The following is a 23,099-nucleotide window of genomic DNA, read 5'->3' on the forward strand; positions in this document are numbered from 1 at the left end:
GTGTAATAGGACGTAGTTGCTTTTATGTTAGAAAATGAGCTAGGTAAGTAATTATCTTCATCGACTCTTAAAAGTGAATGGTTAATACCTCTACTCAAAGTGTTAGTAGAGATAGAGCATAATTGCAATAATTACGCTCTGATTTAGGGGGGATTAATTTTAAAATGAGAAACTATTATTAACGGGGTTTTATAATAGCAGCTGTTTTTGCAAGCGCGTCATTATCTAAAATAGTAATAAACTTACCTTCTACTTTGATTAAATCTGCTTTTTGAAAACGGCTCAATAAACGGCTAATAGTTTCAACAGTTAAACCAAGGTAGTTGCCAATTTCACCGCGGGTCATGGTAAATCTAAATTCTTTACGTGAAAAACCACGTTCACCAAAACGCTCTGATAAATTATAAATAAAACTCGCTAGACGCTCTTCGGCAGACTTCTTATTGAGTAATAGCAGCATTTCTTGATCGTAGGTTATTTCACTACTCATTAAGCGCATAATTTGTTGGCGTAGCTTAGGCAACTTACCAGCGAGTTCATCAAGGGTATCAAAGGGGATTTCACATACCATTGAGGTTTCTAGTGCTTGAGAAAAGCTTTGGTGCTGCATTTTATTAATGGCATCAAATCCAACAAGGTCGCCAGCTAAATGAAAGCCTGTAATTTGTTCATCGCCTTGCTCAGACAATGTATACGATTTAAACGAACCCGAACGAACCGCAAAAATTGCATTTAAAGGCGCGCCCGATTCAAATAAGTAGTCACCTTTGTGTAATGGTTTTTTTCGCTCAATGATCTCATCAAGTTTATCCATTTCTTGGCCATTTAAAGAAAATGGTAAACATAACTGGCTAATACTGCAGTTATTACAGCTAATGGCACAATTACCTTTAGCACGACTTTGAGAAAAATCCATAAGTTCAATCCGTTAAATTTCTATGCACGACATTTTATAATGTTAATGCACTAGCTTATCTGTTGCAATGATCAGAAGGTAGATACCATACCAAATGATAACACTGCCTAATGTTATTCGTGTCCATGGGTGATTAAAAAGCGCATTTAGCTTTTGTGCAGCCATACCTAAGGTGATCATGGCAGGAAATGTGCCTAGAGCAAATGCCAGCATAACTAAAGCACCATTAATAGCGTTGCCACTGGTCATTGCCCAAGTAAGTGCAGAGTATACTAAACCGCACGGTAACCAGCCCCATAACGCGCCATAGCCAAGGGCTTTAAAAGGCGAATCAATGGGCATTAAATATTTATTAAGTTTAATTAAATGCTGCCAAATGAGGGTTTTACCCAGTTTTTCGAGCCACTGTAAGGTGGCGGCTAAGCGCATAATATAAATGCCAACCAGTAACATAAAAATACCGGCTAAAAATGACAGAAATAATGAAAAAGCAGAATTTTGCGTAGCAAACTGGCTACTAATACCCGCAACAAGGGCTCCTGCTAGCATATAACTTAAAGCTCGACCGCTGTTATAAGCTAGAGAATATAACCACGTTTGACGTTTATTGCTGGCAAGTTGTAATGAGCTGGCAATACCACCACACATAGCAATGCAATGACCACTGCCAATTAAACCCATTAAAAAAGCGCTAACAAAAATAGGGTCAATCATTACTTTTATTGTGCTGCTCTTTGTCGTCTTCAAACAAAATACTGTGGCCTTGCTTGTTTAAATCAGAGAATTGCTCGCCTTTTACTGCCCAAAAAAATACGCCAATAGCAATCAATACAAACAAAATAGCGATAGGAACTAAAATATAAATTATGCTCATAACTTTAATAGCCTTAGTGAATTACATATCACAATAATAGAGCTGGCAGACATACCAATAACGGCCATCCAAGGAGCAACTAAGCCCATAGCCGCTAGCGGTAATATAGAGCCATTATATAATAAAGAAAGCGCCAAGTTTTGCTTAATTATACGTCGTGTTTGTTTAGCAATAGTTAACAAATGCGAGATTGAAGCTAAGTCACTGTTAAGCAATACAACATCAGCACTGTTTTTAGATATATCGGCACCGGTTTCCATGGCGATAGATAAATGGGCACTGGCAAATACTGGGCTGTCGTTTACGCCATCGCCAACCATAGCAACAATTTCACCTTGCGATGACCAGTGATCAACGGCATTTTGTTTATCTTTTGGACTGCAACTGGCAAGTACTGAATCAAGCTTTAACTTTTTAGCTACTTTGGCACCCGCATCAGATGCATCACCAGTTAGCATATGGCAACTAAGGTTAGCCGCTTGTAAAACATTAATTAGCTTATCGGCATCAGCTTTAACTTTATCTACAAAGTAAAAGCGTGCAACAGCCTGCTTGTTTATATAAAGCGTGGCTTGTGCGTTGGTTTTCTTTGTATCAAACCAGCCACTTTTACCAATAGCGTAATGGGTATTATCAAACTGGGCGCTTATCCCAATGCCTGGGTGGAGTTGTACATCGTCAAATTTACGCTGTCCTTTAAACTCCTTAAATGCACTGGCAATAGGGTGTTCAGAATAACTTTCAAGCTGGGCTGCAATATCAAGAATTTGCTCTTTGCTGTAGTTATCATCAAGTATGTCAATCACGTCGAGGCTAAATTTACCTTGTGTAAGCGTACCTGTTTTATCAAAGGCAAATAAAGTGAGCTTTGATAGCGTTTCGAGCACATGCGCTTGCTTTATTAATATGCCTTTGCGGGTTAAGGTTGCTACAGCACAGGTTAATGCGGTTGGAATTGCTAAACTTAATGCGCACGGGCAAGTGGCCACTAACACCGAAATAGTGATCCAAAATGCAACGTCAGGGTCTACCTGATACCAACCAATCGCAGTTATGGAGGCAAATACTAGTAATACAGCAACAAACCACTGCGCCACTTTATCGGTAATTTCAACCAGTCTTGGGCGTTTTGTCAGGGCATTATGTTGCAGGCGAATAATTTGATTAAGCAGGGTGTTTTGGCCTAGCTTGTTGATTTTTATTTCAATTATACCATCATGATTAACCGTGCCTGCATACACGTTATGATCAATGTACTTTCGTACTGGTTGATGTTCGCCGGTCATCATCGACTCATCAACACTGGTACTGCCTTTAACTAATATGCCATCAGCAGGAATGGTTTCGCCTGCCTTTATTAACACAATATCGTTAAGTTTGAGTTTTTTGGCGGCAATGATGTGCTCATTACCGCGTTCATCGAGCGTACGGGCAGTAAGGGGTAACAACTTTTGCAAGTTAGCAGTGAATTCACTGGCTTTTAAACGCGCTCTAAATTCTAAGTATTTACCTAATAAGAGTAAAAAGGTAAACATACAAATAGATTCAAAGTAAACCTCGCCTACTTCCATTACTGTGGCATAACAGCTAGCGCCATAAGCACCAAAAATAGCCAATGATACTGGTAAGTCCATATTCAACTGTTTTGCTTTTAAGCCATTAATTGCATTACTTAAAAAGGGCAGGGCGCTGTATAGGATAACGGGGGTAGCGAGAATTAAACTGATCCATCTAAAGTACTGTTCAAAATTGCTGTCCATTCCAGAGAACATGCCAAAGTACATTGCAAAGGCAAACATCATCACTTGCATGGTCATCAAACCTGCAACACCGAGACGACGAATATACGCTTTGGCAGTTTGCTGCTTTTGCTGAGCTTCTAAATCAGATTGAAAGGGGTACGCTTTATAACCTATTTCAGCCAATGAGGTAATTAGCTCACTTAAAGGCGTGGCGCTTTTATCCCAGTGGATCATGGCACGATTTGTTGAGGTATTTACATCAACGCGTTTTACCGATTTAAGGTTTAATAATTGCTTTTCAATTAGCCAGGCACAGGCGGCGCAGGTTATACCTTCAACACTCAGTAATACCTCAGAGTTGTTGTTGTGCGTACTAATAAATTCATCTTGGATATCTTCATTGTCATAGCTTTTAATAAAAGCGAGCTGTTCAGGAACCAGTTGCTCTACTTTGCCGGCACTTACGGTGCGGTATTTGTAGTAGTCGGTCATTCCTTGGTCAATGATGTTTTGAGCAACCGCTTGGCAGCCAATGCAACACATTGGCTCAGCGGTATTGTCTATAATAACGTGTGCGTCAAACCCTGCCGGCACACTTTCAAGACAATGAAAGCAATTTTTAGACATACTAAATACTACTTATAGTTAGGAGTAACTAAAATGGTGGTTGTGGTTGGTAAAGTGACACTTTCTTTCATTTTCCAACTAGCATCAACAGGTTCAATAAACACTGAGTAAGCACCAGGCGTGTAGCTTTCTAATAATGCAGTAAACTCTTGATTAGCATTTGGAGTGAGGGTAGCTTCAAAATCATGAGCTTTTATAGTGCGATGAAAAAACGATAATTTTAGCGCATGAATGTTGCTCGTATCGCCTTTAGTAAATTTAAAGCTTACTCGCTCATCAGATACATTTAGGTCACCATGTAAATATAAAGCTTTTGCTTTATCAAATTTGATCAGCTCTAAATTAATTGCTTTGCCTTTTTTATAATAGTCATCAACGACCATATCTGGGCCGTTACCAATGGCTGTAATAAATAAACTAATGCAGCCAATAATTGCAGCTAGAGGGAAGAAGATTAAAAACCAAGGCCAAAAATTTTTATACCACGGAGTCGGTTGCATAGTTGCTCTAAAATTGATGAATGTGCAGCTATATTATAATAAATAAAAGAAAAAGACTAAAAAAAAGCCTCCGAGTGGAGGCTTTTTTGATCTGTATTAATCTATTGAAATAAAAAGATTAAAACTGAAACGTTTTGTTAACTTTATCGTTATTTTTCTTGCGATAAGCTATAAACGTAAGCAGTTAATAGGTGAATTTTGTCTTCGCCTAAGATCTCTTTAAAAGCAGGCATTACACCAGCACGGCCGTGGTTTAGTGTTTCTTCAACAGCACGTTGAGAACCACCGTATAACCAAATGTTATCAGTTAGATTAGGTGCACCGAACGGTAGGTTATGCGCAACTGAGCCTTTACCATCTGCACCATGACAAGCTGCACACATCGCAAATTTCGCTTTACCTGCCGCGGCATCTTTTTGGTTAACAGTACGACCAGATAGGCTAAGTACGTAAGCCGTCATTTCTTTAACGCCTTGCTCGCCTAATGCATCACCCCAAGGAGGCATTGCTGCAACACGGCCTAAAAGTAACGTTTCTCTGATTTTGTCAGGCGTACCACCATATAACCAGTCGTTATCTGTTAGGTTAGGGAAGCCTGTACCACCACGAGCATCAGAGCCATGACATTGCGCACAGTTTTGAGCAAATAAGCGTTGACCAATTTCAACTGCTAATTGACCTTGCGTTTGTTCATGTTTAGTGCCATTTTCAAGAGCGATTTGCTGAGCTGCATCACCCGCTAATTTAGAGTCAACCAATTCTAAAACAGGGGTTTTTGCCAATTCATTGAAAATTGGGCCAAAACGCTCTTCAGCGGCGCGGTATTCTGCATCTAGCTTTACAAAGCGACCGTTTTCTTGAGCGTCTACCACTGCTTCTTTCGATTCAGTTAAAGAGGTAACACCTTGATTTGAGCTGGTCCACTTTGCTAAGCCTTCCCAGTTACCTAAACCTGGGTAAGCTGCTAAGTAATAAACAGACCATACAAACGTTGCGAAGAACATGTAAGTCCACCATTTTGGTAGTGGATTGTTTAATTCTTCAATGCCGTCAAACTCATGTCCACAGCTTTCACCTTCTTTTACACCTACATAGTTTTTTAAGTTCCAAACTAGTAGACCAAAGATAATGATTAAGCATGCAAGGGTTAATACAATAACCCATATACTCCAAAAGCTAGTCATTTCTCAGACCCCTTTTCCTCGTTAGAGAGTGTATTGTTGTGTTTTTTTTCATCTTCAAATATGACATTAGCAGCGTCTTTAAAACGACTTTTACTACGCTTGCTATATGCCCATCCAACAATCACAATAAATAATACTAAAATTACCAGAGTCAAAATGCCTCTGTATGTCCCGTAGTCCATAATAATCTACTTCAAATGTGTGCCAAGTTGTTGCAAATAAGCAATAAGGGCTTGCATTTCTGTTGCACCTTTACCGTCATTCATTGCGTCAACTTTAGCAATGTCAGCGATTAATTCCTCGTCACTGCCATAACCTAAACCCGGGTGTTTTGGGTTTTCTGGGTTAATAGCAAACGTGTCACGGAAAATTTGTAGCTTTTTCAGAGTCAGGCTTGTATCAAGCGTGTTCTCTGCTAACCAAGGGAAGCCTGGCATATTCGACTCAGGAACCACTGCACGTGGGTCAACTAAGTGCGCATAATGCCAGTCATCTGAGTAACGTTTACCTACACGTGCTAAGTCAGGACCAGTACGTTTAGAGCCCCAAAGGAATGGGTGATCCCATACTGACTCACCCGCAACCGAGTAGTGACCGTAACGCTCAACTTCATCACGAAATGGACGAATCATTTGTGAGTGACAGTTAGCACAACCTTCACGCACATAGATGTCACGACCTTCAAACTCAAGCGCATTTAACGGGCGTAACCCATCAACGGGTTTAGTTGTGTCGTCTTGGAACATTAGCGGAGTAATTTCCACCAATGCACCAAAGCTGATTGCGAAAACAGTCAAGATGGCCATAAGGCCGATGTTTTTCTCGATAATTTCGTGTTTATTTTGCGAATTTTTATTGCTCATTATCTGACTCCGTTATGCTAACTGCGCTTGTTCATCAAGTTCTAGCGAGTTATTTTTCGCTGAAACTGTACGATAAACGTTATAAGCCATAACCAGCATACCTGTAACGATGAATACACCGCCTAAGAAACGCATAACATAGAAAGGATGAGAGGCTTCTAACGACTGAACAAAGCTGTACATTAATGTACCGTCAGAGTTAACTGCACGCCACATTAGGCCTTGCATTACACCTGAAATCCACATTGCAACAATGTATAAAACAACACCCACTGTGTGTAACCAGAAGTGTGTATTGATTAATTTAATGCTGTACATACGACCTTGCGAGAATAACGCTGGAATAAGGTGGTAAATTGCACCGATAGAAATCATTGCAACCCAACCTAATGCACCTGAGTGTACGTGACCTACTGTCCAATCTGTGTAGTGCGATAACGCATTTACAGATTTAATTGCCATCATTGGACCTTCAAACGTCGACATACCGTAGAAAGACAATGAAACCACTAAGAAACGAAGTACCGGGTCAGTACGTAACTTATGCCATGCGCCTGAAAGTGTCATAATACCGTTGATCATACCACCCCAAGACGGCACGAATAAGATAATAGACATCACCATACCTAAGCTTTGCGTCCAATCAGGAAGCGCAGTGTAGTGAAGGTGGTGAGGACCTGCCCAAATGTAAAGCGAGATAAGTGCCCAAAAGTGAACAACCGATAAACGGTATGAGTAAACTGGACGACCCGCTTGCTTTGGTACAAAGTAATACATCATACCTAAGAAGCCAGCAGTAAGAAGAAAACCTACAGCATTGTGCCCGTACCACCACTGAACCATCGCATCAACCGCACCGGCGTAAATTGAGTATGATTTAGTTAGTGAGACTGGAACAGCCATGCTGTTAACAATATGAAGTACTGCAACAGTAATAATGAAACCAGCATAGAACCAGTTAGCTACATAAATATGAGCCACTTTACGTTTAGCAATAGTGCCCATAAATACAACAGCGTACGTTACCCAAACAACAGCAATTAAGATATCGATAGGCCACTCAAGTTCTGCATACTCTTTAGAACTTGAAATACCCATAGGTAGAGTAATTGCTGCTAGAACAATCACTAACTGCCAACCCCAAAAGGTGAAGGCGGCTAATTTATCTGAAAGAAGGCGCGTTTGACATGTACGTTGTACGACGTAATAAGACGTCGCAAAAAGAGCACTTGTACCAAATGCGAAAATTACTGCGTTCGTGTGTAACGGACGAAGTCGAGAGTAAGTTAACCATGGTGTGTCAAAGTTAAGTGCTGGCCAAGCTAGTTGGGCAGCAATCAGAACCCCAATACCCATGCCAACGATGCCCCAAATCACTGTCATAATAGCGAATTGGCGTACAACTTTATAATTGTACTCAGTTTGTGATGCTACTGTTTGGCTCATTTTCTGGCTTCCGCTGCAATAAATGCGTTTAGAAATGAATTACCTACTTGTTAAAGTAGGACCTACTATTATTCCAAAGTATACTATCTAAACCCCACAATATGTGGTTGTTAAAGATAATAATCTCAAGAAATACTTGTTTTTTTTGCGGTTGAAATGATAAATTTTTTGGCCTTAAAAAGATAGGTCAATTGCGTAATAATATGACATCAATCAAACTTTATTGAGTTGCTGTCTATTTTTTGAGGTGATTTGTACCTTACTCACTCATTAAAGCCGATAATCAACCAACTTGCCCTAAATGTTGGGCCCATACATTAGATATTTGAGAACCTGCATGTATATATATAGAGTATGCTTACTTTCTTTTCTATTATTTTTACTAGGTTGTGACTTTTCTGGATCAACATCAACAGCAAAAGTAAGCCAATCGCAAACTGAGTGTAAAAATAACAAACCATGTCATTTTGAAAATCAAGTTAAGGTTTGGTTAAGCGAAGAAATCTTATCACCAGAGACACCGTTTTCAATTTATGCTCACTTACCTAATGATCTAACAATAACAGCGGCTAAATTGGAGGGAGTAACTATGTATATGGGTTACATTCCATTGCAGTTTACTAAACAAGATAATATTTGGTTAGCCGATACTATGGTTGGTATTTGCTCAGAGCAAAATATGGTTTGGAAATTAGTGCTCACTGCAGTTAATGAAAGCACTTCGGTTAACCAAACGGTTGAATATTATTTTAATGTTACTTACTAAAATGTTTTAGTTTTCAATTATTCATAATCGCACTATTTTTTGTGTAACACACTCCTGAGGCATAGTTTCTTTCCTAGCCGATGTTAGGGTCTGTTTTATGCTCAGCATAAAAAAGCTACATTCATTACTAAGTTAAAGCGCTGGGACTGTAAGCGCAATGATACCCAATGATCAAATCTGATCAGCGCTATACCAACATATGCAATAAAATACTTTTCTTCTATTACACCCTCGTTTTGCTATTACTCCTTTATAGGTATAGATCTAGATTGAAACTCTCAATAAACATAAAATTTGCACGATTAAAACTTTTAGTAAAAAAATTCAGACTAAATAAACAATCTACTTGCATAAATATGGTTAGTAATTAACACCTAGTTTTACCGTTTTAATAATGAGCTGTGATTAACATGTTAATTTACCTATTAAGGGCACATTAATGATTAAATTACATTTGATTACAAACTCCATATATTTGATTTCACCTATGTTTTTTATGTGATTGCGCTTGGTTAAGTTCATGACTTTTATCTGTTTTTATTAATTAACAATGAAACATGCTGTAACCTTTGTCCCTTTCATGGGGTACCTTAATTTTGGCTGTTTATATAGTGATCTTCCGTTAAGTTTTCGTTCAGTTAAAGGCGCCTAAGTTGCCCCCGCTCACTCAAAATTCTCATAAAAGTGAGCGTTACCAATTTAGGTAAATTTCAACAAGTAGGGTTCATCCATGAAAAAATCAACTCTTGGTTTAGCTGTAATTGCAGCAATCCCAATGTTCTCAAGTGTTCAAGTTTTAGCTGCAGACGAAGCAGTAAAGTCAATTGAAAAAATTCAAGTAACGGGTTCTCGTATCAAGCGTTCAGACATGGAAAACGCAAGCCCAGTTACACTTATCGGTGCTGATGACATTCAAGCTATGGGTGCAACAAGTATTGATAGTGTTTTACAAAAAATGACCGCTACGGGCGGTGCAATGACCAACCCAGGTATTAATAATGGTTCGGGTGGCAACGCACGTATCGATTTACGTGGCTTAGGTGCTAACCGTACATTAGTACTTGTTAATGGTCGTCGTATGATTGCATCAGGTACTGGTGCAGCATCAACGGTTGATTTAAACACTATTCCGGTTTCGATGATCAAACAAGTAGAAGTACTTAAAGATGGTGCATCTGCTGTATACGGTACTGATGCGGTAGCAGGCGTAGTCAATATTATCTTAAAAGATAATTTTGAAGGCCTAGACATGAACGTAAATTCTGCAATTACCGGTGAAGGCGATGCAACAGAAAACTCTATAGATTTCACTGTGGGTAGCTCTTTCGATAAAGGTAATATCGTTATCGGCATGCAGTACACAGATCGTGGTAAAGCATCACAAGCAGATCGTGGCTTTTCAGATTGCCCAATCGCAGAAGATGCAAACGGGTTAAACTGTAACGGTGGTTCTGTTTATGCTGAGGGTGGTCACATTTGGCAAGACAGTACTACAACAGCATTAAACGATAAAGGCGAAGAAGTTAGCGTTGGCTTGGCACAAGGCGACAACGGTTTAAGTGGTCAAGGTGGTCTACACCCATTTACTGATGCTGATCGTTACAACTTTTCACCAACAAGTTACTTATACACGCCAATGGAGCGTTTAAATTTAACGGGTATTGCAACTTACGAAATTAGTGATGATACAAGTTTATTCGCTGAGTTCACTTACACCAAGCGTTGGTCAGAGCAGCAAATGGCACCACAACCTGTATGGTTTGGTTTTAAATATGATGAATCAATGGGTGACTCACTTCTTGGTCAATCATACACAAGTAAAGTAGACCGTAACGGTGATGGTTACGCAGATGTAGATGCTGATGGTAAATACATTACTGAATCTGCAAACTATGCGTACGGTGATGATCTTTTCTACGGTCGCCGTATGTCTGATACTGGTCCACGTATTTTTGAACAGTCAGTTGACACTGTTCGCGCCGTTGTTGGTGCTGAAGGTTTTGTAGGCGATTACTCTTGGGACGTTTCAGCGAACTTCGGCCGTAACGATTCGGTTGATAAGTTAAGTAACTTACACAACATGGGTGCGATCGGCGATAGTATTTTACGTACCGTAGATGGCGAAGTTGAGGGCACATTTAACCCGTTAGATCAGTCTGCTTGGACTTCAGAAGATTTCCGTAAAAATGTATACACAGAAGTAAATAATGGTGGCAGCCAGTTATTCATTATCGCGGCATCTGTTTCTGGCGAGTTATTTGAATTACCTGCAGGTTATGCAGCATTTGCTGCGGGTGTAGAGCGTCGTCAAGAAAAAGCGTGGTTCACACCAGATTCACTAACTGCGCAAGGCCTTGCAAATGACCCTATGGTTGAACCAACAGCAGGTGGCTTTGATGTAAACGAAGCCTATGTTGAATTTGCGCTTCCACTACTAACAGATGCACCATTTGCGCAAAATGTAGAGCTTAGTGCCGCTATTCGTGCATTCGACTACAGCACGTTTGGTTCTGATAATACATGGAAATTAGGTTTAACATGGAAAGCAAATGATGAATTAATGCTACGCAGCGTTGTTTCAACGGCTTTCCGTGCTCCAACGGTTTCAGAATTATACTCAGGTAACTCTCCATCATTTAATCAAGTTGAATTCCCTGGTGCACAAGAGCAGGCTGAAGTAACTGTTGGTGGTAATGATGCATTAACACCAGAAGAAGCTGATACATTTACTGCGGGTATCGTGTATGAACCGCAGTGGTTTGATGGTTTCTCAATGACACTTGATTACTACTCAATTGAAATTGAAAACGCAATTGCAACTGTAGACAATCAATACATTGTTGATCAGTGTTTAGCTGTAGACACTAATGCAGGTTCTGCACTATGTCAGTCAGCAAATGTAAATCTAGACTCTACGGGTCGTATTACTTTTAACAACCAATTACAAAACATTGGTTCTGAAAAGACATCGGGTGTTGATTTAAATCTTGCATACAGCTTTGAAGCAGTAGGTCTTAACTGGAAAGCGGGCTTAGATACAACTTACTTAGATGAATATGTTGTAGAAGTAACTGGTTCTCCTGTTGATTACGCAGGGTTAGTAACATCTGGTTCAGGTGGTTACGCAGATCTTAAGTCAAACCTAACCATTAATGTGTCTGGCGATAACTGGGATGCACAATACCAAATGCGTTACATCGCGGGTATGGATAGCTACGCATGTCTAAATAAAGACACGTGTTATGCACCTACAACACCATCAGTTATCTATAGTGACCTAAGTGGTAGCTACCTAGTAAATGATACAGTTTCTCTTACTGCAGGTGTAAACAACTTGTTCGATAAACAGCCTCCTTACTACACTGGTAACAATGATTCAAACACTGACCCGTACACATACGATGTACTAGGTCGTCGTTTCTTTGCAAACGTAAACGTTAAATTCTAATTTTAACTAATTAGAATCACTAAAAGGCCTAGTTTTTACTAGGCCTTTTTTGTTGAACAAAATTAAAGAGGCACGTAAACTCAGGTAAGTAAAATTAGGAGGCACCATTGTTAAAGCAAGACGAAAACTTATCGTTTGTTATTGAACCGCAATTATCACCGCGTGCAGAGCAGCGTCTCGATCTTTATTTTTCTATCCCAAATGAAATGGGAATTAATGCACAAACACTCAGCGAAGAGACTTACTTTAATAACCAATTTAAATCTTTTGTAGCCTATAACGCGAATAACATTCACCTTCCATTAGTGCGAAGCCGCTTTGTGAGTAAAAACAAAGGTGAGCAGCAAGACTACCGACAAAATTTAAATTTATATTGTTATCAAGTACGTCTCGCCATTGATGCTGATATTAAAGATGCGTTAAAAATTCAAGAAAGCGATGAATTTTATCAACGGGCCATGGAGCTTTGCGAGCAAAGCCAAAGCTTACTCAGAAAACTCAGACGTTACACCCCAGATAACGAAAAGCTGATCCCGTTTTATACCAATGCTGATAATTACCTAAGTTGGCAAATTGAACAAACTTTTTTAAAGCTGCTTGATGAAGGGCCGCGCAGTAGCGATCACGCAAAAGAGCGAAATGACTTATTAAACTTTTGTAAGTCAGAAAGTGACTACCGAGCAGAGCAACAATATAATTCTGACTCAACACTTAAAGACGCCAACAGAATCACTAATAAAATGCGCCTATTGCAGCGTTTAATAGAGCATGGTGTGATTTTGCAGCGCCAAACCCGTTATCTTAATAGTTATTTAAAACGCTTGGTAAAAGGCTCTGTAACAGCCGTTATAATGGCTTTTGTGATGGTGGTTATTTTAAATGCACGTTCTACCTTTACTGAAATAACCGCTTCACTGATTTTGATTTTAGGGGTTATTTACGGGTTAAGAGAGATATTTAAAGAGGATATCACTCGTATTATTTGGCGTGCTATTGTGCGAGGACGGCCAAAATGGCGCTTTATTTTTAAAAACAGTATTACAAAAGATAAAGTAGCGAGTCAGTTTATTTGGTTAGAATATACGCGGTTTAAAAAAATCCCTAAAGAAGTTAGGAAAATTTTCTCTAAGCGTCGTCAGCAAAATAAACAGGCGGCGCAATGGCTGCATTTTGCTAGTGAAACGCGGGTCAGTGCTAAAGAATTTTTGCCAGGCTACGATAGCTTACAACAAACATTGCAATTTAATCTTGCACCATTTGCACGTTATTTAAAAAAGGGGGAAGGGAAGCTCTACCATTTAGAAAATAATAAAATCTCTAAGCAAGGAGTTGAAAGACGCTACCAATTAAATATGGTACTCGTTCAGACTGAATCTGATAATGCGCTGTATCAGCGCTATAAAATCACTTTAAATCGCAGTAAAATTGTTAATATAGAGCTGATTTACACCAGCGACAGTAAAAAAGAGGAATAACACAGGTTATTCCTGTTTTTACTTAAACTAAACTATTTATCCGTTAGTCCTTTTTTGCTGTATAGCGTTACTTTGTCTGATACTAAGGTAATTTCGATATTTTTAGCGTCATTACCCCAAGTACAGCTGGTATGCAGTGTTTTTTCTACACAATTATCAGCACTGCCTAAAAGAGCTTCAACTTCTGTTTTATCCATACCTATTTTAATCTTTTCGTAATTTTCTAAGCTTACTTTTGAGCAAGCTGCAAGACTGAGTGCTGCAAAAATAATAAAAAGTTTCTTCATTGCTACTTCCTTTGAAATGAGTATTGTTAATGATTAAATTTTCGAATTTGCACAATCATCCCTATACGAGGGTGATCAAAATAATGAATGTCTTCACTGAACACTCGTCTAAACTGTGAAAAGCGGGCTGACTCTAGATCGCCATTGTTACGTCTTTCATTTATATCAAAGTGTGCATTAATGAATAAGTAATGGCGCAAATGTATTTTGAATAGGCCATCTAATTCCCATTTCATTTCGGGAGATTGGACTTCGTCAAACAGTGGCTCAGGCGTATTTATTAAGCTAATAAAATCAGAATCTGCGTAGCTAATCGTGGTGTTCATATTGTTTTTTAATTGGCTGCCTGCAAACAAGTGAATGCTAGGCGAACGTGATTTGCTCGCACCTTCAAATCGCCACCCAGTATGTAATAAAGGAGTTAACCCTTTACGGTCTAGGGCTTGACGTTGTGATTCAAACTGCAACTGCTCAGGGGCTAACAGGTAAGTTTGCTCCATCGTCTCTTGTGCAGGTGCTTGAGGGATCACTGGCAGTACATCGTAACTCTTGACATAATCAATGCTGTCGTTACACGCTGCTGACTGAGGGTTTGAGTTGACTAGAGTGTCAGCAAAGGTACGCTTTTGAAAACGCGGATCGCCGTTTATACATGCGTCCATTGCTTGGCTTTTATAAACAGGGCTTAGTAAATCTAAGGTGTTTTTATCTTCAATGGCGTCGTGCTTTAAGCTAAAGTCTTCTTGTAGGTATGGGGCAAAGGGTTGTTTAAATATCAACACTTCTACTTCAAACCAACGCTCTGCAAATGCAGTACTACTAAACAAGCAGCATAAAACAACCAGCGATTTTTTCAGCAACATTAATGGCTAACCTTTTTTTTGAAATCTGCAATCATAGCAGTGATCATTTTTAAGCGTTCACGGGCATTCGCCTCGCTAATGGCAAAGCGTAATTTATTTGCGCCATCCATCTTATAAATATGTGGCGCACTTTGTATCAAACCAATAATGAAGCTAGGATTAACCTTAGTGTTTTGACTAAACTCAAAGTAGCCCCCTTTCGGGTTTGCCTCTATTTTAGTTATGCCTAAATTACTCGCTTGCATCTTTAGTTGTTGTAAACTAAATAAGTTTTTAGCTGCATCAGGTAACAAACCAAAGCGGTCTATTAATTCTACCTGCAGCTCATCAATATCAGCAAGGTTAGCACAACTTGCTACTCGCTTGTACATACCTAAACGCGCGTTAACATCATGAATATAATCATCAGGTAACAAGGCAGGTAACTTTAAGTCTACTTCTGTTTGTTTTTGTAATAGATTTTCAAGGGTTGGCTCTTGACCATTTTTAAGTGCGTTAACGGCTTGCTCAAGCATTTCCATGTATAAATTAAAGCCAATGGTTTGCATTTGCCCTGATTGATCATCGCCTAATAGCTCACCCGCACCACGAATTTCTAAATCATGAGTTGCTAAGGCAAAGCCTGCACCTAAATCTTCCAATGATGCAATCGCATCTAAACGTTTTTTCGCATCTTTAGAGAGTGCCTTAGGGTTACCGGTAAGTAAGTAAGCATAGGCTTGATGATGGCTTCTACCTACACGTCCGCGCAATTGGTGTAGCTGAGCAAGACCAAGTTTATCGGCTCTATCCATAATTATGGTGTTTGCTGTGGGCACATCAATACCGGTTTCAATAATCGTGGTACACACAAGGACATTGTATTTTTGATGATAAAAATCGGTCATTATTTGCTCTAGCTCTTGCTCTCGCATTTGACCATGTGCAGAGGTTACTGTTGCCTCAGGCACCCATTCGCTAATTTCTTGAGCGACACGTTCAATGGTTTCTACGTTGTTATGTAAAAAGTATACTTGGCCGCCACGTTTAATTTCACGTAGTACCGCTTCGCGAATAAGCTCTTCGTCGCGTTGGCGTACAAAGGTTTTAACCGCTAAACGTTTAGCCGGTGGAGTGGCAATAATTGATAAATCACGCATGCCACTCATCGCCATGTTTAATGTACGCGGAATAGGGGTTGCGGTCAGAGTGAGTATGTCTACATCAGCTCTCAGAGCTTTAATTTTTTCTTTTTGACGAACCCCAAATCGGTGTTCTTCATCAACAATTAACAGGCCTAAATCTTTAAAGTTGATATCTTGTTGAATCAATTTATGAGTGCCAATAACCACATCTAGCTTGCCATCATTCATTCTTTCAAGGGTTTCTTTTTGCTCTTTGGCCGAATTAAAACGCGATAGCACCCCCACTTCAATTGGAAAATCAGCAAAGCGGTCTTTAAAATTATCGTAGTGTTGTTGAGCAAGTAGGGTGGTAGGGACTAAAATAGCCACCTGCTTATTATCGTTAACCGCTACAAAGGCTGCCCGCATAGCTACTTCGGTTTTACCAAAACCAACATCACCACATACTAAACGATCCATGGCTTGTTTTGACTGCATGTCACCAAGTACCGCTTCAATGGCGTTACGTTGATCATCTGTTTCTTCAAACGGAAAGCTATCACTAAATTGGCGATAAGCTTGGCCATCAAGCGTAAACTTATTACCAGGCTTAGCCTGGCGTTGTGCGTAAATATCGAGTAACTCAGCAGCCACATCACGGACTTTTTCAGCGGCGCGTTTTTTTGCTTTATCCCAGGCATCAGAGCCGAGCTTATGCAGTGGCGCACTGGCCTCTTCACCCCCAGAGTAACGACTAAGCATATGAAGTGCCGATACCGGCACATACAGTTTTGCTTCACCTGCATAAGTAATGGTCACAAATTCAGTCACCACACCGGCGGCATCAATCGTTTGCAGCCCTTGATAACGGCCCACACCATGGTCAAGGTGCACAACCGGTTGTCCTTCTTTAAGCTCTGCTAAGTTACGAATTAACGCGTCTTGGCTTGCTTCATACTTGTGCTTACGGCGTCTGCGTTGTGATACTTTGATCCCAAGCAATTCTTGCTCGGTAATAATGCTCAAGCTTGGTTTAGTACTAAGCACCACACTTTGCTCAAGCGGACTGACAATTAAACCAACGTCATTACTGCTGTTGGTAAACTGCTCAAAGCTATCAAATTCTTTAAATTTTAAGCCGCTGGGTTTTAATATACTCAGTAATGATTCGCGTCGACCGTCCGACTCAACACTAATAACCACTCGGCCTTTTTTCTTTTTTTGCTCAGCTACATAGTTAATAAATGCATCGTAGGGTTGATGTTGTTTATGATCGATGCGTACATTGGGCAATTCATTAACTGCGAGATTTTTATTGCCCGCTTTTGTGCCTAACTTTGCTTGCGATAGACGAATGCGGCCATAATTGCCTAAATTAGAAAACAGCTCATTAATTGGCTGATATAACTCATCGGGTGGTAATAGTGGGCGTAGAGGATCTACACGGCGGTTCTCATAGCGTACATTAACATCGTGCCAAAAGTTATCTGCTGCATGCTCTAAATCTCCTAATTGCATGACGGTTGTTGAGTCAGGCAAGTAGTCGAAAATGGTTGCTAAGCCTTCAAAAAACAGCGGCATGTAATATTCTATACCTGCTGGCCAATTGCCTTTGCTGACCTGCATGTAGACAGAGTCTTGCTCAGCACTTGCGCCAAATTTTTCACGATAGCTTATTCTGAAACGTTCAATATCTGATTCGTTAGTAGGAAACTCATGAGCAGGTAGTAGCTCAATTTTTTCTACTTTATCGTCTGAGCGCTGAGTTTCCACATCAAATAAACGGATGGTATCAAGCTCATCATCAAAAAAGTCGAGCCTAAATGGATGCTTACTCCCCATGGGGTATAAATCAACAATTGAGCCGCGTATAGCGTACTCGCCATGCTCCATGACTTGTTGCACATGTAAGTAACCCGCTTGCTCTAAATTGTCCCGCAGAGCATGGGTGTCTAATCTATCGCCTACTTTAAAATTCAGCGTTGAGCCGTATATAAATGATGCTGGGGCGGTGCGCAGCATCAAGGTTGATACCGGAACAATGAGCACGCTTTGTTGCTCTTTTTTCAGTGTATTGAGTGTTGCTAAACGTGCTGAAATAATATCTTGGTGGGGAGAGAAGTGATCATAAGGCAATGTTTCCCAATCTGGAAAAACCATTACTGGGTTATCAGGCAGCAAGTACTCTAATTCTGTTTCAAGGCGCAGAGCACTTGGGGTATCAGGGGTAACAATTAACACTAAGTTGTCTTGCTGCTTAACACCTTGTGCAATAGCAATGCTTAAGCCACTGCCTAGAAGTTCGCCCCATTGAATTTTATCTTTTTGAGATTTTACCCAAGGCAAGGCTGCCCATTGCTCAAACGCCATTAATTACTCCATTAAATTAGGCTCTTAACGAGTAAGAACCACATTATTATTTAGTCACGGTAAATTTTTGTTAAATCTTGATAATGATCAATTCTACGGTCGCGTAAATACGGCCAGATACGTCTTACGTTCTCACTGCGTTTTTGATCAAGTTTTACCATTAATATTTGTTCATTTTGGTTATCAGCCTCTGCCAAAATCTCGCCTTGAGGGCCTGCAATAAACGAGTTGCCCCAAAATTGAATGCCGTCACTTTGACCGCTCGGGTCGCTTTCATGACCAACCCGATTACAGCTAATCACCGGAACGCCATTAGCAACCGCATGCGCTCGCTGTGAAATAACCCAAGCATCTTTTTGGCGGGTTTGCTCATCTTTATCATCGCGTGGATCCCAGCCAATAGCTGTTGGGTAAATTAAAAGCTCAGCACCGGCCATTGCCATTAAGCGCGCGGCTTCAGGAAACCATTGATCCCAACACACCAGTACACCTAGTTTACCTACAGAGGTTTGAATAGGCTCAAAGCCTAAGTCCCCAGGGGTAAAGTAAAACTTTTCATAAAACCCAGGGTCGTCTGGAATATGCATTTTACGGTATTTACCTGCAATACTGCCGTCTTTTTCAAGCACCACGGCGGTATTGTGATAAAGACCCGTAGCACGTTTCTCAAATAATGAAGCCACAATAACAATACCGAGTTCTTTGGCGAGTTCGCCTAAAGTGTTGCTACTTGGGCCTGGTATTGTTTCTGCTAAATCAAATACATCAACGTCTTCGGTTTGGCAAAAATATAAACTGCGGTGTAACTCTTGTAATACAACAAGTTGCGCGCCTTTACTAGCTGCATCGCGAATGCCCGCAATTGATTTTTCAATATTATGTCCAGCGTTGTCACTGTTGCTTTGTTGCACTAAGGCAACTGATAAATGTGCAGGGCTTGTCATTGTGCTGCTCCAGCTAAAAATCCACGAGGTAATTGCATTGTAATGCAGTGAAGACTGCCAAATTGTTCAATAATAGGTAAACAATTTACACCAATAATTTTGTGCTCTGGGTATGCTTTTTGAACCTGTGTTAAAGCACGTTGGTCGTTTACGTCATCATAAATAGGCACTAATACTGCGTTATTTATAATTAAGTAATTTGCATAGGTGGCAGGTAGACGCGTATTTTCATCGTCATACACGGCTTTTGGCCACGGTAACTCAATTAGCTTATATGGGGTTTGATCAGCAGTTTTAAAGCTTTGTAGTTGTTTTTCCATGGCATCTAGCGCGCTAAAATGCTCATCGCTTTTATCGTCACATTTTACATACACAAGGGTGTTGTTAGGTGCAAAGCGAACGAGCGTATCAATGTGGCTATCGGTGTCGTCACCGGCTAAATAACCATGATCAACCCATAAAAAATCAGTAGCGCCTAAGTGCGCTTTTAAAAGTACTTCTATGTCACTTGGGTTTAAATCAGGGTTACGGTTTTTATTCAGTAAACATTCGCTGGTTGTCAGCAATACACCGTGTTCATTAATTTCAATACCACCGCCTTCAAGCACCATATCGAGGGCCTGATACTGGTTACTTGTATTACTTAGCTGTTTAACTAATGTGTTGTTTATTTGATTATCAAGGGCGCTTTCAAACTTATTACCCCAGCCATTAAAGGTAAAGTCGAAGACTTTTAATTGATCTGGCTTTTCTATAGCGCTGCACGTAAGTGGGCCATGGTCACGCGCCCACGTGTCGTTAGTAGGAGTAACAACAAAATATACACGGGTTTGCTCAATACCAGCATCATTTAGTAACGAACTAATGTGGGTTTTTAATGCCTCATCATGAGCTACAATCACTAAGGCTTGTTGCGCGGTAATATGTTTTGCAAGTTCAATATAAACGGGTTCAACACGCGCTAAATTATCAGCCCAATCGGTATTTTTATGAGGCCATGTAAGCATAACAGCATCTTGCTCGGCCCATTCAGGTAAAAGTCTAAAGTTCATGGATTTTTAATACAAATAAAGATGGGGCTAGTTTAGCAGTTCAATTACAGCTAAGTCACTTTTAAATAAACGTTTGAACTACAATTTAAAGCGATTTAAACCAGTAAATAAACACTCGTGTTACTCGTTTGAACTCTCTTTCGCTTTTTCAAGTTGTTGGCGCTTTTTAAGTTGGCGTGTTTGTGCATGTAAACTGGCTCTAACAACCAACTCTTGATCACTGTCTCTTATTGATACGAATAGCAGGGTATACTGGTAATGCTCATTGTCTTGTTTTTCTATAGCAACAACTTCGCTATAACAATACACCGCAGAGGCTTCATGCTGTAAAAACAGTTTGGTACGAAATTTCTGACCTAATGTGTACAAATGTTCACTGGTAAACTTAATTCCGCCGCCGCCATAACTATCGCAATAAATTGAGTTATCTTCAGGTTGTTCTGAAGCTAAAATATGGCTCATGATCAAATCTATCTTACGCGACTGGGCTTGTAAAAACGTCGTCAGTTCTTGGGCAATATCTCCTAAGTTACGTAAAGGACCCAAAGCACTTTGATCTAAACTACTGACTTCGTTAGCAAGTTTAAATAAAGGCGGAATATCTGCGTCTAGTTCAGCCAAACTTTTTGGTACCACTGCGTCATCTACGGCAAATAGATTGACGCGATTGCTCTCTTCAATTTGAAAGTAAAGCTCAAAATCAGCTAATTTTTGATTATTCATTTTTAACTCCTAGCCTCTATCCGTTAATAGTAGCGTTGCGGTTATTAAATTACTACACAGCAACCCAATAAAAATTAAGCTAAATAAGGGTTTGGCTTCACTATAAAAACGCTAGGGGTGCTACTTTTTATACAGCCATAATGATTAAGAACATAATAAATATTAATACATTTATACTGAGTGCGTATATTCGCAACTAATAAATAACCAATAATTAACAAAATGCCTTGTAATTAACCATAAAACTCGTAATCTTACCGTAATAATAATAACAAGGGACTACCCACGTGGCTCGAGGAATTAAATTAGCCAGTACATTCTCAGATATATCCACGCAACTGCGGCGCTTTGTGTCTAAAATTGTGTTACCTGACGATGTTGATGATATTGTTCAAGAAACCTTTGTTAAAAGTTATGAAGCAGAGCTAAAACAAGATATTCAATACACCCGCAGTTATATGTTGAAAACAGCTAAACATCTCGCCCTAAATCATATAGCTAAATGGGATAATAAATTTAGTACTCCTTTAAATCACGAAACTGAACTTCCTAAATTGCTAAAATCGATGCAATTAGAAGATGAATATACCTCCAAAGAGCGTTTTTTACTATTTTGTCGTGCTACTGAGCAGCTAAGCCCTGTAGTGAGAAAATGTTTTATATTAAAAAAAGTATATGGGATGAGCCAAAAAGAGATCGCACAGCAAATGCAGCTAAGTCAAAGTACGGTAGAAAAGCACATTGCTAAAGGGCTACTAAACACCATGCTATATATGCGCGACGAAGCGCACGATGAGAATTGCCAACAAAGTGCGAGCATAGTGAGGGCTGTAAAATGAGTAACATCCATCAATTTACATCAAAAGAGTTAATCTTAGAAAAAGCATCGCAATGGATAAGCGCGATTGATCGTGGCTTAAGTACACAAGAGCAAGAGCAATTTAAACTGTGGATGCTACAAAGCACGGCTCATCAGAATGCGGTATATGAATTAGCACAACTGTGGGATGACTTAAGTGTGCTTAACGAGCTCAGCGTATTATTTCCTAATAAGCACTCAGCTGGCATTCAAACCAAGCCTGCTTATGTATACGGTATTGCGGCAAGTGTTGTTGCAGCCTTAATGATGTGTAGCTACTTTTTGCTAAACATGCAGAGCAACTTTAACCAAGATCTCGCTAAAGTAAATTACACAAAAATTTATAAAACAAAGGTTGGCGAGCAAGCAACCTATGTTTTACCAGATGGCACCATAGTTCAGCTTAATACCAATAGTTCACTAGAAGTCGCTTATAGCCAAGGACGCAGACAGTTATTACTAAGTCGTGGAGAAGGGCGTTTTAATGTAGCTAAAGATGCATCACGCCCGTTTAGTGTTATGGCGGGGGATAAAAGCTTTACCGCGCTTGGTACAGTATTCAACGTGCAGCGCAATACCTCATCTGATCTTGAATTGGTAGTTACTGAAGGTAAAGTAATGATCACCGACCCTAGTGTTGCTGTTAATGCTGACGATTTTAAAGCGTATCAACAAGCTGATAACAGCAACCAAGATATTCGCCAAATCAATGCCAACATTGTGATTTCTGGTGAAAAAGCCATTATTGAACAAAGCGTTACCAAACCAATCACACAGTTATCGGTTGATGATGTACAACGTGATTTAGCTTGGCAAAATGGCATGTTGATATTTAATGGCGAAAAGTTAGTTGATGCCTTAAACGAGGTTAGCCGTTATACCGCCACTCGGTTTGAATTATCATCTGATGAATTAGCGCGTATTAAAGTGGCAGGCGTTTTTAAAGCGGGTGATGTTGCAGGGCTTTTAGAGAGCCTACAAAATAACTTTTCAATTGAACATGAGCGTTTAGGCGAGCATGTTGTTAGTTTAAAATATCAAAAAAAATCATAGGTAA

At 39.9% G+C, this 23,099-nt stretch carries 20 protein-coding genes; 5 read left to right on the forward strand and 15 right to left on the reverse strand.

The window, feature by feature from the left end:
• Window positions 1–178 precede the first annotated feature (178 nt).
• From FLM47_RS06080 to ccoN, 9 genes are all read right to left on the reverse strand, one after another.
• Window positions 179–916 (reverse strand): FNR family transcription factor, encoded by a 738-nt coding sequence (locus tag FLM47_RS06080; RefSeq protein ID WP_138607043.1) that lies wholly within the window; start codon window positions 914–916, stop codon window positions 179–181.
• A 42-nt stretch (window positions 917–958) separates the two neighbouring features.
• Window positions 959–1,630, reverse strand: a complete 672-nt coding sequence (locus tag FLM47_RS06085; RefSeq protein ID WP_178955708.1) for a sulfite exporter TauE/SafE family protein — start codon at window positions 1,628–1,630, stop codon at window positions 959–961.
• Complete coding sequence (ccoS, locus tag FLM47_RS06090; protein WP_008109812.1) at window positions 1,623–1,790, reverse strand: cbb3-type cytochrome oxidase assembly protein CcoS; 168 nt, start codon at window positions 1,788–1,790, stop codon at window positions 1,623–1,625. The genes FLM47_RS06085 and ccoS overlap by 8 nt, the downstream gene beginning before the upstream one ends.
• Window positions 1,787–4,159, reverse strand: coding sequence for a heavy metal translocating P-type ATPase (locus FLM47_RS06095; RefSeq protein ID WP_178955710.1), 2,373 nt, complete (start codon window positions 4,157–4,159; stop codon window positions 1,787–1,789). Before FLM47_RS06095 ends, ccoS begins: the two co-directional genes overlap by 4 nt.
• Before the next feature lie 8 nt (window positions 4,160–4,167).
• On the reverse strand, window positions 4,168–4,659 hold the full coding sequence (locus FLM47_RS06100; RefSeq protein ID WP_178955712.1) for a FixH family protein: 492 nt from the start codon (window positions 4,657–4,659) through the stop codon (window positions 4,168–4,170).
• A gap of 149 nt (window positions 4,660–4,808) precedes the next feature.
• Window positions 4,809–5,843 carry a cytochrome-c oxidase, cbb3-type subunit III gene (ccoP, locus tag FLM47_RS06105; RefSeq protein ID WP_178955714.1) on the reverse strand — a complete coding sequence of 345 codons (1,035 nt, stop codon included), beginning with the start codon at window positions 5,841–5,843 and terminating at the stop codon, window positions 4,809–4,811.
• Complete coding sequence (locus FLM47_RS06110) at window positions 5,840–6,025, reverse strand: cbb3-type cytochrome c oxidase subunit 3 (protein ID WP_010389598.1); 186 nt, start codon at window positions 6,023–6,025, stop codon at window positions 5,840–5,842. Before FLM47_RS06110 ends, ccoP begins: the two co-directional genes overlap by 4 nt.
• A 6-nt stretch (window positions 6,026–6,031) precedes the next feature.
• On the reverse strand, window positions 6,032–6,706 hold the full coding sequence (gene ccoO, locus FLM47_RS06115) for a cytochrome-c oxidase, cbb3-type subunit II (RefSeq protein WP_008109817.1): 675 nt from the start codon (window positions 6,704–6,706) through the stop codon (window positions 6,032–6,034).
• Window positions 6,707–6,718: 12 nt separating this feature from the next.
• Window positions 6,719–8,152 (reverse strand): cytochrome-c oxidase, cbb3-type subunit I, encoded by a 1,434-nt coding sequence (gene ccoN, locus FLM47_RS06120; RefSeq protein ID WP_010389600.1) that lies wholly within the window; start codon window positions 8,150–8,152, stop codon window positions 6,719–6,721.
• Window positions 8,153–8,489: 337 nt separating this feature from the next.
• Between ccoN and FLM47_RS06125 the strand changes: the two genes are divergently transcribed.
• The 3 genes from FLM47_RS06125 to FLM47_RS06135 all read left to right on the forward strand — a co-directional run bounded on the left by FLM47_RS06125 (window position 8,490) and on the right by FLM47_RS06135 (window position 13,841).
• Window positions 8,490–8,918, forward strand: coding sequence for a hypothetical protein (locus tag FLM47_RS06125; protein WP_178955716.1), 429 nt, complete (start codon window positions 8,490–8,492; stop codon window positions 8,916–8,918).
• Between the two features lie 730 nt (window positions 8,919–9,648).
• Window positions 9,649–12,366: a TonB-dependent receptor gene (locus FLM47_RS06130; protein WP_178955718.1), complete on the forward strand. Its 2,718-nt coding sequence runs from the start codon at window positions 9,649–9,651 to the stop codon at window positions 12,364–12,366.
• A gap of 107 nt (window positions 12,367–12,473) precedes the next feature.
• Window positions 12,474–13,841, forward strand: a complete 1,368-nt coding sequence (locus tag FLM47_RS06135) for a hypothetical protein (protein ID WP_178955720.1) — start codon at window positions 12,474–12,476, stop codon at window positions 13,839–13,841.
• 32 nt (window positions 13,842–13,873) lie between these two features.
• On the opposite strand, the gene FLM47_RS06140 is transcribed toward FLM47_RS06135, so the two are convergent.
• The 6 genes from FLM47_RS06140 to FLM47_RS06165 all read right to left on the reverse strand — a co-directional run bounded on the left by FLM47_RS06140 (window position 13,874) and on the right by FLM47_RS06165 (window position 21,183).
• The gene (locus FLM47_RS06140; RefSeq protein ID WP_178955722.1) at window positions 13,874–14,128 is read right to left on the reverse strand and encodes a DUF3862 domain-containing protein; all 255 of its coding nucleotides are present in this window, start codon (window positions 14,126–14,128) and stop codon (window positions 13,874–13,876) included.
• A 26-nt stretch (window positions 14,129–14,154) separates the two neighbouring features.
• The gene (locus tag FLM47_RS06145; RefSeq protein ID WP_178955724.1) at window positions 14,155–14,991 is read right to left on the reverse strand and encodes a peptidoglycan binding protein CsiV; all 837 of its coding nucleotides are present in this window, start codon (window positions 14,989–14,991) and stop codon (window positions 14,155–14,157) included.
• Complete coding sequence (gene mfd, locus FLM47_RS06150) at window positions 14,991–18,464, reverse strand: transcription-repair coupling factor (RefSeq protein WP_178955726.1); 3,474 nt, start codon at window positions 18,462–18,464, stop codon at window positions 14,991–14,993. The genes FLM47_RS06145 and mfd overlap by 1 nt, the downstream gene beginning before the upstream one ends.
• Window positions 18,465–18,514: 50 nt before the next feature.
• Complete coding sequence (locus FLM47_RS06155; RefSeq protein ID WP_178955727.1) at window positions 18,515–19,408, reverse strand: carbon-nitrogen hydrolase; 894 nt, start codon at window positions 19,406–19,408, stop codon at window positions 18,515–18,517.
• Complete coding sequence (locus FLM47_RS06160; protein ID WP_178955729.1) at window positions 19,405–20,460, reverse strand: agmatine/peptidylarginine deiminase; 1,056 nt, start codon at window positions 20,458–20,460, stop codon at window positions 19,405–19,407. Before FLM47_RS06160 ends, FLM47_RS06155 begins: the two co-directional genes overlap by 4 nt.
• A 120-nt stretch (window positions 20,461–20,580) precedes the next feature.
• Window positions 20,581–21,183, reverse strand: a complete 603-nt coding sequence (locus tag FLM47_RS06165; protein WP_010389613.1) for a PilZ domain-containing protein — start codon at window positions 21,181–21,183, stop codon at window positions 20,581–20,583.
• Between the two features lie 287 nt (window positions 21,184–21,470).
• Between FLM47_RS06165 and FLM47_RS06170 the strand changes: the two genes are divergently transcribed.
• Together FLM47_RS06170 and FLM47_RS06175 are read left to right on the forward strand one after the other, a co-directional pair.
• Complete coding sequence (locus FLM47_RS06170) at window positions 21,471–22,022, forward strand: RNA polymerase sigma factor (RefSeq protein WP_178955731.1); 552 nt, start codon at window positions 21,471–21,473, stop codon at window positions 22,020–22,022.
• A complete protein-coding gene (locus FLM47_RS06175) occupies window positions 22,019–23,095 on the forward strand; it encodes a FecR family protein (protein ID WP_178955733.1) in 1,077 nt (358 codons plus the stop codon). Before FLM47_RS06170 ends, FLM47_RS06175 begins: the two co-directional genes overlap by 4 nt.
• Window positions 23,096–23,099 lie beyond the last annotated feature (4 nt).

Source organism: Pseudoalteromonas sp. Scap06 (assembly GCF_013394165.1).
Taxonomy (GTDB): Bacteria; Pseudomonadota; Gammaproteobacteria; order Enterobacterales; family Alteromonadaceae; genus Pseudoalteromonas.

Coding starts and splice junctions, on each gene's coding strand:
- FLM47_RS06080 (WP_138607043.1), bottom strand. CDS start 916: ATGGATTTTTCTCAAAGTCGTGCTAAAGGTAATTGTGCCATTAGCTGT.
- FLM47_RS06085 (WP_178955708.1), bottom strand. CDS start 1,630: ATGATTGACCCTATTTTTGTTAGCGCTTTTTTAATGGGTTTAATTGGC.
- ccoS (WP_008109812.1), bottom strand. CDS start 1,790: ATGAGCATAATTTATATTTTAGTTCCTATCGCTATTTTGTTTGTATTG.
- FLM47_RS06095 (WP_178955710.1), bottom strand. CDS start 4,159: ATGTCTAAAAATTGCTTTCATTGTCTTGAAAGTGTGCCGGCAGGGTTT.
- FLM47_RS06100 (WP_178955712.1), bottom strand. CDS start 4,659: ATGCAACCGACTCCGTGGTATAAAAATTTTTGGCCTTGGTTTTTAATC.
- ccoP (WP_178955714.1), bottom strand. CDS start 5,843: ATGACTAGCTTTTGGAGTATATGGGTTATTGTATTAACCCTTGCATGC.
- FLM47_RS06110 (WP_010389598.1), bottom strand. CDS start 6,025: ATGGACTACGGGACATACAGAGGCATTTTGACTCTGGTAATTTTAGTA.
- ccoO (WP_008109817.1), bottom strand. CDS start 6,706: ATGAGCAATAAAAATTCGCAAAATAAACACGAAATTATCGAGAAAAAC.
- ccoN (WP_010389600.1), bottom strand. CDS start 8,152: ATGAGCCAAACAGTAGCATCACAAACTGAGTACAATTATAAAGTTGTA.
- FLM47_RS06125 (WP_178955716.1), top strand. CDS start 8,490: ATGTATATATATAGAGTATGCTTACTTTCTTTTCTATTATTTTTACTA.
- FLM47_RS06130 (WP_178955718.1), top strand. CDS start 9,649: ATGAAAAAATCAACTCTTGGTTTAGCTGTAATTGCAGCAATCCCAATG.
- FLM47_RS06140 (WP_178955722.1), bottom strand. CDS start 14,128: ATGAAGAAACTTTTTATTATTTTTGCAGCACTCAGTCTTGCAGCTTGC.
- FLM47_RS06145 (WP_178955724.1), bottom strand. CDS start 14,991: ATGTTGCTGAAAAAATCGCTGGTTGTTTTATGCTGCTTGTTTAGTAGT.
- mfd (WP_178955726.1), bottom strand. CDS start 18,464: ATGGCGTTTGAGCAATGGGCAGCCTTGCCTTGGGTAAAATCTCAAAAA.
- FLM47_RS06155 (WP_178955727.1), bottom strand. CDS start 19,408: ATGACAAGCCCTGCACATTTATCAGTTGCCTTAGTGCAACAAAGCAAC.
- FLM47_RS06160 (WP_178955729.1), bottom strand. CDS start 20,460: ATGAACTTTAGACTTTTACCTGAATGGGCCGAGCAAGATGCTGTTATG.
- FLM47_RS06165 (WP_010389613.1), bottom strand. CDS start 21,183: ATGAATAATCAAAAATTAGCTGATTTTGAGCTTTACTTTCAAATTGAA.
- FLM47_RS06175 (WP_178955733.1), top strand. CDS start 22,019: ATGAGTAACATCCATCAATTTACATCAAAAGAGTTAATCTTAGAAAAA.